The sequence below is a fragment of the Ensifer sp. ENS06 genome, assembly GCF_014852205.1.
GTDB classification, from domain to species: Bacteria; Pseudomonadota; Alphaproteobacteria; order Rhizobiales; family Rhizobiaceae; genus Ensifer; species Ensifer adhaerens.
Genome location: NZ_JACVBC010000018.1, coordinates 1 through 10023, shown reverse-complemented (window position 1 = coordinate 10023; position 10023 = coordinate 1). Strand labels below are relative to the sequence as shown.

At 65.7% G+C, this 10023-nt stretch carries 10 protein-coding genes; 8 read left to right on the top strand and 2 right to left on the bottom strand.

The window, feature by feature from the left end; genetic code table 11:
* The first annotated feature begins 243 nt into the window (after positions 1-243).
* The 8 genes from IB279_RS33290 (at position 244) to IB279_RS33255 (ending at position 8057) form a co-directional block, all read left to right on the top strand.
* Entirely contained in the window at positions 244-1407 is a 1164-nt protein-coding gene (locus tag IB279_RS33290; protein WP_060529109.1) for an isovaleryl-CoA dehydrogenase, read from the top strand.
* A 44-nt stretch (positions 1408-1451) separates the two neighbouring features.
* Positions 1452-3059 (top strand): carboxyl transferase domain-containing protein, encoded by a 1608-nt coding sequence (locus IB279_RS33285; RefSeq protein ID WP_060529108.1) that lies wholly within the window; start codon positions 1452-1454, stop codon positions 3057-3059.
* A gap of 10 nt (positions 3060-3069) precedes the next feature.
* Positions 3070-3453 carry a RidA family protein gene (locus IB279_RS33280; protein ID WP_060529107.1) on the top strand — a complete coding sequence of 128 codons (384 nt, stop codon included), beginning with the start codon at positions 3070-3072 and terminating at the stop codon, positions 3451-3453.
* A gap of 15 nt (positions 3454-3468) precedes the next feature.
* A complete protein-coding gene (locus tag IB279_RS33275) occupies positions 3469-5457 on the top strand; it encodes an acetyl/propionyl/methylcrotonyl-CoA carboxylase subunit alpha (RefSeq protein WP_162765831.1) in 1989 nt (662 codons plus the stop codon).
* Positions 5454-6323, top strand: coding sequence for a hydroxymethylglutaryl-CoA lyase (locus IB279_RS33270; protein WP_090299231.1), 870 nt, complete (start codon positions 5454-5456; stop codon positions 6321-6323). The genes IB279_RS33275 and IB279_RS33270 overlap by 4 nt, the downstream gene beginning before the upstream one ends.
* Positions 6320-7105, top strand: a complete 786-nt coding sequence (locus IB279_RS33265) for a crotonase/enoyl-CoA hydratase family protein (RefSeq protein WP_113189554.1) — start codon at positions 6320-6322, stop codon at positions 7103-7105. Before IB279_RS33270 ends, IB279_RS33265 begins: the two co-directional genes overlap by 4 nt.
* Before the next feature lie 71 nt (positions 7106-7176).
* Positions 7177-7548: an antitoxin Xre/MbcA/ParS toxin-binding domain-containing protein gene (locus IB279_RS33260; protein WP_060529162.1), complete on the top strand. Its 372-nt coding sequence runs from the start codon at positions 7177-7179 to the stop codon at positions 7546-7548.
* Entirely contained in the window at positions 7548-8057 is a 510-nt protein-coding gene (locus IB279_RS33255; protein WP_060529103.1) for an RES family NAD+ phosphorylase, read from the top strand. Before IB279_RS33260 ends, IB279_RS33255 begins: the two co-directional genes overlap by 1 nt.
* Positions 8058-8089: 32 nt before the next feature.
* Here the strand turns inward: IB279_RS33255 and IB279_RS33250 are convergent, their stop codons facing one another.
* Both IB279_RS33250 and IB279_RS33245 read right to left on the bottom strand, forming a co-directional pair.
* A complete protein-coding gene (locus IB279_RS33250) occupies positions 8090-9454 on the bottom strand; it encodes an FAD-binding oxidoreductase (protein ID WP_090299236.1) in 1365 nt (454 codons plus the stop codon).
* Positions 9455-9617: 163 nt separating this feature from the next.
* On the bottom strand, positions 9618-10023 hold a 406-nt coding region (locus IB279_RS33245; RefSeq protein ID WP_192340623.1), incomplete at its 5' end, for a TOBE-like domain-containing protein.

Below are 10023 nucleotides of genomic sequence, written 5' to 3'. Positions count from 1 at the left end.
TCGGCGCGAGGGCCCGCCAACTCGTTCGCGCACAGGATGCAATCGGCAGGCGGTTCCGGATTTGCATATCGTGCTTGGCTTTGCCCCTCTTTGGAAGGAAATTAGCGAAACGCGGTGCTATCGTCCGGCCATGTCGCGGCGTTGATCTCATTGCATTCGCTGCGATCCGCGTAGAGGATGGAGCGTTATCGTCCGGCCGCTGTGGGAGGAGACCGCACTGGCCGGCACGATGGGAGGATAGACATGTTTCAGGGCGGATTGAGCTTCGCGCTTGGCGAGGACATCGACGCGTTGCGCGAGAGTGTGCGGCGCTTCGCAACGGACCGTATCGCGCCTTTGGCGGACGAGACCGATCGCAGCAACGCATTTCCGATGCCGCTCTGGCGCGAGATGGGCGAGCTTGGTTTGCTCGGGATTACCGCCGGCGAGGAGCATGGCGGGGCCGCTATGGGCTATCTCGCCCATTGCGTGGCGATGGAGGAGATCAGCCGCGCATCGGCCTCGATCGGCCTTAGCTACGGCGCCCATTCCAATCTCTGCGTCAACCAGATCAACCGCAACGGCAACGACGACCAGAAGGCGCGTTACCTGCCGAAGCTGATTTCCGGCGAGAATGTCGGTGCGCTGGCGATGTCGGAGCCCGGCGCCGGTTCCGACGTCGTTTCGATGACGCTCAGAGCCGACAAGCGCGGCGACCGTTATGTGCTCAACGGCAACAAGATGTGGATCACCAACGGTCCGGACGCCGACGTGCTCGTCGTCTATGCCAAGACCGATCCGACCGCCGGCCCGCGCGGCATCACCGCCTTCCTCGTCGAGAAGGGCTATGCCGGCTTTTCGACCGGCCAGAAGCTCGACAAGCTCGGCATGCGCGGCTCCAACACCTGCGAGCTGATCTTCAAGGACTGCGAAGTGCCGGAAGAAAACGTGCTCGGCACCATCGGCGGTGGCGTGCGCGTGCTGATGTCGGGGCTCGACTATGAGCGTGTCGTGCTTTCGGCCGGGCCGCTCGGCATCATGGCCGCTTGCCTCGATGTGGTCGTCCCCTATCTGCATGAGCGCAAGCAGTTCGGCCAGGCGATCGGCGAGTTCCAGCTGATGCAGGGTAAGCTCGCCGACATGTATGTGACGGCGAATGCGGCGCGCGCCTATGTCTATGCCGTGGCGGCGGCCTGCGATCGCGGCGAGACCACGCGCAAGGATGCGGCCGGTTGCATCCTCTATGCGGCTGAGAAGGCGACGGCGCTGGCGCTCGAGGCGATCCAGGCGCTCGGCGGCAACGGCTACACCAACGACTACCCGGCGGGTCGCCTGCTGCGCGACGCCAAGCTTTACGAGATCGGCGCCGGCACCAGCGAGATCCGCCGCATGTTGATCGGGCGGGAGCTGTTTACCGAGACGCGGTAGCCGCCGGCAACTGAAACGGCCGAACTCGATCGAAAGAGGACTTGATGACCGTTCTGAAATCTCACATTTCTCCGTCCTCCGATACGTTCAAGGCAAACCAGGCGGCCATGGCGGAGGCGATCGCGACTGTCGAAGACGCGGTGAAGGTGGCGGCCGCCGGCGGCGGTGATACCGCGCGCGAACGCCATGTCAGCCGCGGCAAACTCTTGCCGCGCGACCGGGTGGCCAACCTCATCGATCCGGCAACACCCTTCCTCGAAGTCGGCATGACGGCGGCGCACGGCATGTACAACGGCGATGCGCCGGCGGCCGGGCTGATCACCGGCATCGGCCGGGTGTCTGGCCGTGAGTGCATGATCGTTTGCAACGACCCGACGGTCAAAGGCGGCACCTACTATCCGCTGACGGTCAAGAAGCACCTGCGCGCGCAGGAGATCGCCGCGGAAAACAATCTGCCCTGCATCTATCTGGTCGATTCCGGCGGCGCCAACCTGCCGAACCAGGACGAGGTTTTTCCGGACCGCGATCACTTCGGTCGGATCTTCTATAACCAGGCCAATATGTCGGCCGCCGGCATCCCGCAGATCGCCGTGGTGATGGGTTCCTGCACCGCGGGTGGCGCCTATGTGCCGGCCATGTCCGACGAGACGATCATCGTCGAAGGCCAGGGCACGATCTTTCTCGCCGGCCCCCCGCTCGTGCGCGCCGCGACCGGCGAGGTCGTCTCGGCGGAGGATCTCGGCGGCGCCGATGTGCACACGCGGCTCTCCGGCGTGGCCGACCATCTGGCGCGCGATGACGCTCATGCACTGGCGCTCGCCCGCCGGGCCGTTTCGGCACTCAATCGGCTGAAGCCGTTGACGGTCGAGCTGGTGACGCCTGAGCCGCCGCTCTACGACCCGCACGAGATCGCCGGCATCGTGCCCTCGGATCTGCGCACGCCCTACGACATCCGCGAGGTCATCGCCCGCACCGTGGACGGTTCCCGTTTCGACGAATTCAAGGCGCGCTACGGCACCACGCTCGTCTGCGGCTTTGCCCATGTGCACGGCATCCCGGTCGGCATCATCGCCAACAACGGCGTGCTGTTTTCGGAATCCGCCCTGAAGGGCGCGCATTTCGTCGAGCTCTGCGCCCAGCGCAAGATCCCGCTCGTCTTCCTGCAGAACATCACCGGCTTCATGGTCGGGCGGAAATATGAGACGGAAGGCATCGCCAAGCACGGCGCCAAACTGGTGACGGCGGTGGCGACGGCACGTGTGCCGAAGGTGACGATGCTGGTCGGCGGTTCCTTCGGCGCTGGCAACTACGGCATGTGCGGTCGGGCGTTTTCGCCGCGGTTCCTGTGGACCTGGCCGAACAGCCGCATCTCCGTCATGGGTGGTGAGCAGGCGGCCGGCGTCCTGACGACCGTGCGCAGCGAGGCCCTGAAGCGGGCGGGAACGCCCTGGAGCGAGGAGGAGGAGGCGCGTTTCCGCCAGCCCATCCTTGATCTCTTCGAACGCCAGAGCCATCCGCTCTATGCCTCGGCCAGACTTTGGGACGACGGCGTCGTCGATCCGCGCAAGACGCGCGACGTGCTCGGCCTGTCGCTGTCGGCGGCGCTCAATGCGCCGATCGAAGACACGCGCTTCGGCCTCTTCAGGATGTAGGGACACCGCCATGAAACGCGAAAACATCAATGCCCCGAACGCACCGCAGCCGCGTGGAGGCTACTCGCAGGCCGTTCGCCTGGAGAACTTCGAGCGTCTGCTCTTCGTCAGCGGGCAGGTGCCGCTGACGCCTGAAGACGCGCTGCCGGAGGGTTTCGAGGCGCAGGCGCGCCAGGTCTGGGCCAACATCGACGCGCAATTGACCGCGGCGGGCATGACCAAGGCCGATATCGTCAAGGTGACGGTGCTGCTTGCCGATCGGCAACACGCCATGGCCAACCGCGCGGCCCGCGCCGAATATCTCGGTGCGCTAGCACCCGCCATGACGGTCGCGATCGCCGGCATCTTCGATGCCGGATGGTTGCTCGAAATCGATGTGATCGCAGCGCAATAGGGCCAGGAGATGCCGATGTTTTCCAAACTCCTGATTGCCAATCGCGGTGAGATCGCCTGCCGGGTGATCCGCACAGCCAAGCGCCTCGGCATCCGCACGGTCGCCGTCTATTCCGATGCCGATGTCGGCGCGCTGCATGTGGCGCTGGCCGACGAGGCGATCCGCATCGGCCCGGCGCCGGCGCTCGACAGCTACCTTGTGGCCGAACGCATCATCGCGGCGGCGCACTCCGTCGGCGCAGACGCCATTCATCCCGGCTACGGCTTCCTGTCGGAGAATGCCGACTTTGCCGAAGCCGTCGAGGCGGCCGGCATCACCTTCGTCGGACCGTCGGCGTCGGCCATTCGCGCCATGGGGCTGAAGGATGCCGCCAAGGCGCTGATGGAGCAATCCGGCGTGCCGGTGGTTCCGGGCTATCACGGCGAGACACAGGGGCCGGACTTCCTTGCCGGGGAAGCGGTGAACATCGGCTATCCCGTGCTGATCAAGGCGCGCGCCGGCGGCGGCGGCAAGGGCATGCGGCGGGTCGACAGCGCCGCCGACTTTCCGGCTGCGCTGGAGGCGGCGCGCCGCGAGGCGGAAGCGGCCTTCGGCGACGGCGCGGTCCTGATCGAGAAATATCTGACGAAGCCGCGGCATATCGAGGTGCAGGTCTTCGGTGACCGGCACGGCAACATCCTGCATCTTTACGAGCGCGACTGCTCGCTGCAACGACGCCACCAGAAGGTGATCGAGGAAGCGCCGGCGCCGGGCATGACCGCGGAAGTGCGGCGCGCCATGGGCGAAGCCGCCGTTCGCGCGGCGCAGGCGATCGGCTATGTCGGCGCGGGCACTGTCGAGTTCATCGCCGACGTGACCGACGGGCTCTGGCCGGATCAGTTCTATTTCATGGAAATGAACACCCGGCTGCAGGTCGAGCATCCGGTCACCGAGGCGATCACCGGCATCGATCTCGTCGAGTGGCAGCTGCGGGCTGCAGCCGGTGAAGCGCTGCCGAAACGCCAGAGCGAGATCTCCATCGACGGCTGGGCATTCGAGGCCCGCATCTACGCGGAAGACCCGTCGCGCGGCTTCCTGCCGGCGACCGGGCAACTCACGACCTTGAGCTTTCCGGAGGAGGGCGTCCGTGTCGATGCCGGTGTCCGGCAGGGAGACAGGATCACGCCGTTCTATGACCCGCTGATTGCAAAGCTGATCGTGCACGGGTCCAACCGGTCGACGGCGCTGGCCAGGCTTGAGATTGCGCTCAGGGCCTGCCGCATCGGCGGCACGGTTACCAATCTCGATTTTCTGGCCCGCCTTGCGGCCGAACCGGATTTTCGCGCCGGGCACCCCGATACCGGCCTGATCGATCGTTCGATCGATCGGCTATCGGCGTCGCCGGTGCCGAACGATGCGGCCCTCGCGCTTGCGGCCATCATTTCGACCGGAGCCTTGCAGCCGGACGGATCGGCCGATCCCTGGTCTTCGCTCGGCCATTGGCAGATTTGGGGTGACGCAAACCGCAACATCGCGATCGAACACCTGGGCGGACGGACGACCGTGGCGCTGGCGGCTCGTGGCCGGGATCAGTTTGCGGTCCACACCGGGACGGCGGCGCTGCCGGTCGTTATCCTCAATCGCTCTGCCGATGGCGCCCGGGCGGAAATCGCCGGCGCGCAGCAGGAGTTCCGTTTCCTGCGCGAAGGCGAGCAGATCACGCTGTTCCTGAATGGTGAGACCTACGGACTTCGCTTGCCGGACGCGCTTGGTGCCGGTCACTCAAGCGAGGTCGCCGACGACGCGGTCTCGGCGCCGATGCCCGGCATCGTCAAGCTCATCCGGGTCCGCCCCGGTGATGCCGTCGAGAAGGGCCAGGCGCTTGCCGTCATGGAAGCGATGAAGATGGAACTCACCTTGTCGGCCTCGCGCGCCGGCGTGGTCGAGAGCGTGCAGGTCAGCGAAGGCGAGCAGGTGACAGCCGGCGCCGTGCTGGTGATGCTCCAGCCGGAGAGCGCGGAATGAGCGGAGCGGCGCCTGGGCATGTGACGATCGTCGAGATGGCGCCGCGCGACGGGCTGCAGAATGAAAGCGCGCTCGTCCCAACGACTGAGAAGATACGTCTCGTCGATATGCTCTCGGATTGCGGCTACGAGCGGATCGAGGTGACGAGCTTCGTCAGCCCGAAATGGGTGCCGCAGATGGCCGACGCCGCCGAAGTGATGGCCGGCATCCGGAGGCGGCCCGGGACGCGCTACGCGGTGCTGACGCCCAACATGCGCGGTCTTGAAGCCGCGCTCGAAGCCGGCGCCGACGAGGTGGCGATCTTCGCCTCGGCTTCCGAAACCTTCTCGCAAAAGAACATCAATTGTTCGATCGCCGAAAGCATCGAGCGGTTCCTACCGGTTGCCGAACTGTGCCGGGAAAAAGGAATTCTGCTGCGCGGCTATGTGAGTTGCGTTGTCGAATGCCCTTATGAGGGTGCGATCGCCGCAGCGAGCCCTGCCCGCGTCGCCGGCCTGCTCGATGATCTCGGCTGCTACGAGATCAGTCTCGGCGACACGATCGGCCGCGGCACGCCAGAGGCGGTGGACGCGATGCTGGCCGCGGTGCTGGAGCGCATTCCGGCCAACAGGCTCGCCGGGCATTTCCACGACACCTCCGGCCGCGCGCTCGACAACATTGCCGCTTCGCTCGACCGCGGCATCAGGGTCTTCGACGCTTCGGCCGGCGGTCTCGGTGGCTGCCCCTATGCGCCGGGTGCTGCCGGCAATGTCGACACGCTCGCCGTCAACGCCTTCGTAATGGCCAAGGGTTTTTCGACGGGGCTCGACCTAGCGAAGCTCGAACAGGCCGCCGCTTTCGCGCGGACCTTAAGGACGGGATCATGACCTTCGAAACGATCCGGATCGAAACCGATGCACGCGGTGTCGCGCGGCTGACCTTGGCACTGCCGCAGAAGCACAACGCGCTTTCGGCGCGGATGATCGGCGAACTGACCGAGGCGGCAGAGCAGCTTTCGGCCGACCGTTCTGTCCGCGTCGTTATCCTTGAGGGCGAGGGCCGCAGCTTCTGCGCCGGCGGCGACCTCGGCTGGATGCGCGAGCAGTTCGATGCAGACAGGGCGACTCGCATTGCTGAGGCGACGCGATTGGCGATGATGTTCAAGGGGCTGAACGAGATCTCGAAGCCCATGATCGGCCGCCTGCATGGCAATGCCTTTGGCGGCGGCGTTGGCCTCATGAGCATCTGTGACGCGGCGGTTGCCTCGACCGACGCCAAGTTCGGCCTGACCGAAACACGTCTCGGCCTGATCCCGGCGACCATCAGCCCCTATGTCGTCGCCCGCATCGGCGAGGGTAAGGCGCGGCCGCTGTTCATGTCCGCCCGTCTGTTTGGTGCGGAGGAGGCGCGCGCCTTGGGGCTCGCCACCACCGTTGTCGCCGCCGACGCGCTGGATGCGGCGATCGAAACGGAGATCGAGCCCTATCTGGCGGTCGCGCCGGAGGCCACCGGCCGGGCCAAGCGACTGGCTCGCTCGCTTGGGGCTCCAATCACCGAAGAGACCATTGCCGCGACCATCGAACAGCTTGCCGATTGCTGGGAATCCGATGAGGCGCGTGAGGGTGTCGGCGCGTTCTTCGACAAGCGCGAGCCCGCCTGGCGGCGATAGGCGTCCTTGATTTGGGCATGTTTTGATCTTACTTTGATAACACGATGATCAAAACAAGTGCGGATCCTGTCATGGCTGCTGTCGGTCTCAACATCTCCACCGCCCACTACGGCGAGAGCCATTCGTCTTTCCTGTCCGCTCGGCTGGTTGCCGATCGCCTTGGCGTGACGCTTGCCGAACTCGCGAAGCTGATCGGTGTCGCGCGCAACACGCTGACGGCGAAGTCCAGTGCCCGAAAGGTCGATGCGGCGTTGAGCAGCGTCGTCCGTATCCTTGCCATGGCCGGCGAAATGGCGGGCGACGACAGCCGCGCCGTCATCTGGTTCAAGCACCAGCCGATCCCCGGCTGGGCCGGCAAGACCGCCTATGATCTCGTCGGCGAGGGCAAGGCCGACAAGGTGCTCGCCTATCTCGAAGCCGTGCGTTCCGGTGTCTACGCCTGATGGCGGTTGGTGCGCCGGTGCGCCTCTGGCGCGCCTATGTGCCGCGCTGGGCGCATGCGCCGCTCTCGGGCGAAGGGGCAGGGCGGTACGGTGGGAGGTGGAATCCCGTGGGAACGCCGACGATCTATGCCGCCCGCGAGCTCTCGACCGCCTGGGCCGAATACAATCAGGGTTTCGTCCAACACCCGGCGCTGATCGCCCAGCTTGAACTCCGCTTTGCCCGTCTTGCCGATCTGACGGCGCCGGAGATCCTTTCCGACCTTGGTCTCACCGAAGAAATCCACCGATGCGAATGGCGCGATGCGCTCGATCGTGGTCTGGTGCCGGAGACGCACCGCCTGCAACTGGCGTTGAGCGACCGAGGCTTCGATGGCCTGATCTATCCGTCCTTCATGTCGCCCGGCGGCACCTGCGTCGCGCTGTGGCACTGGAACGCGGGCGAGGGTTCCGAACTGAAGGTTATCGATCCCGAAGGGCGCCTGCCGAAAACGCCGGCGTCCTGGCTCTGAATTTGAGCCGTTTGCGTGGCGATGAGGCTGCCTCAGATCACCTTGCCCGGATTGAGGATGCCGTTCGGGTCGAGCGCCCGTTTGATCCGGTGCATGAGTTCGAGTTCGGCCGGGCTGCGCGAATGGTCGAGGAAATCCCGCTTCAGCGTGCCGATGCCATGTTCGGCCGAGATCGAGCCTTTGTAGCGCCGCACGATTTCGTAGACGATGCCGTCGACGATATGCGGCGTGTCCGCGTCGCTGTCAGGCTCCGAAAAGGCGATATGCAGGTTGCTGTCGGCGACGTGGCCGAAGAAGGAGACATGGGCGGCCGGGAACCGTTGAAATAGAGCCGCTCCACATTCCGTGGCGAAGCGGCCGATATCGCCGATCGGCAGGCTGACGTCGAGGTTGACGAGCGCCGGCAGCTGGCTGTCCATCGCGTGGCCTTCGCGCACGCTCCAGAACGAACGGCTTTCTTTCTCCGACTGGGCGATCAGCGCATCGGCAATGATCCCATTTTCAAGCGCCTCACCGAGAAAGGCCTCGAAGCCGTCACGCTCGCTGGCATCACCGAGCAGATCCTGCTCGACGATCACCGCGAAGGGCGGGATTTCGTCAAAGAACTTCAGCTTCTCCGCCTCGGCGTTGAAGCGGAAGTAGTTTTCCCACATCGCCTCGAAGGCCGAGAGGCCGGGCAGGCGGCGTTGGCAGCGCGTGAGGAAGGCGACCACGTCGTCGTAGCTTTCGAGAGCGCAGAGCGCCGTCAGCCGGCCGGCGGGCAAGGGCCGCAGGCGCAGGACCGCGCGGGTGATCACGCCGAGCGTTCCTTCGGAGCCGATGAAGAATTGCCGGAGGTCGTAGCCGGTGTTGTTCTTGATCATCTTGTTGAGCGACGAGATGATCGTGCCGTCGGCGAGCACCGCTTCGAGACCGAGCACGTTGTCGCGCGTCACGCCGTAGCGAAGCACCCGGATGCCGCCGGCATTGGTGGCGAGGTTGCCGCCGATCTGGCAGGAACCGCGGGCGCCGAGATCGATTGGCAGCAGGAAACCGGCGTCTTCGGCGGCGCGTTGCGCCACTTCGAGCGGCGTTCCGGCCCGCACGGTCATGGTGCCTGCCTGTGGGTCGATTTCTTCGATGCCGGTGTAACGCTCGAGCGAGATCACCACCGCGTCGTTGCCGGCATTGGCGCCGCCGGCAAGTCCGGTGAGGCCGCCCTGGACGACGACCGTTTGGCCGTTCTCGTTGCAGAGCCGGAGGGCCGTGGCGATCTCGCCACTGCTTGTCGGGCGGATCACGGCTCTGGGCAGCTCCCGGCCGGTCAGGCTGGCGTCGCTCCGGTGGCGTTCGCCGATTTGCGTGCCGGTGAGCACGATGTCGCCGAGGGCTTGTTTCAGGTCGTCGACGATCGTCATGCGCTTCTCCTGGTTCCGCAGCCATTGTCGGCAGCGGGCGTCCCTGCTTAGCGCATCGCGAAGCAAACCGATATCCGCACGGCGACTCTCAGCCCGTCGTTGTCGGCGCGCTTGCACGCTAGGCATGACGAGACGGGCGAAACTGGGCTAGGAGCGCGACCGGTCAGCTGCCGGTGCGTGCCAGTTCAAACGGTTCGGCGGTCTCCACTTCGGCCGGCGGCTCCGGCGTTGGGGCCGCATTCGCCTGCTCCTCCCTGAAGATCTTCCACTTTGTCGGTCGGAAGGCGATGCGGCTGTGGTCGCCGGCAGCGGCGCGCTCGGGCGAGAGTTCGATCTCGACATGCGGATGGTTGCGGCCAAGGTCGAGTTCGAGATGACGGGTGCCGGCAACGCGGCGGCTGGCGGCAACGAGGCCGGCAAGGCAACCGCCGCAGCCGTCGATCAGCTCGATGTCGTGCGGGCGGAAGTGCAGTTTCGCGGGGCCGTCGGGCTCGGACGGGGCGCGCAGCCCGATCGGCCGATCCTCGAACCAGATCTCGCCGTTCTGCAGCGTAACATTGAGGCAGTTC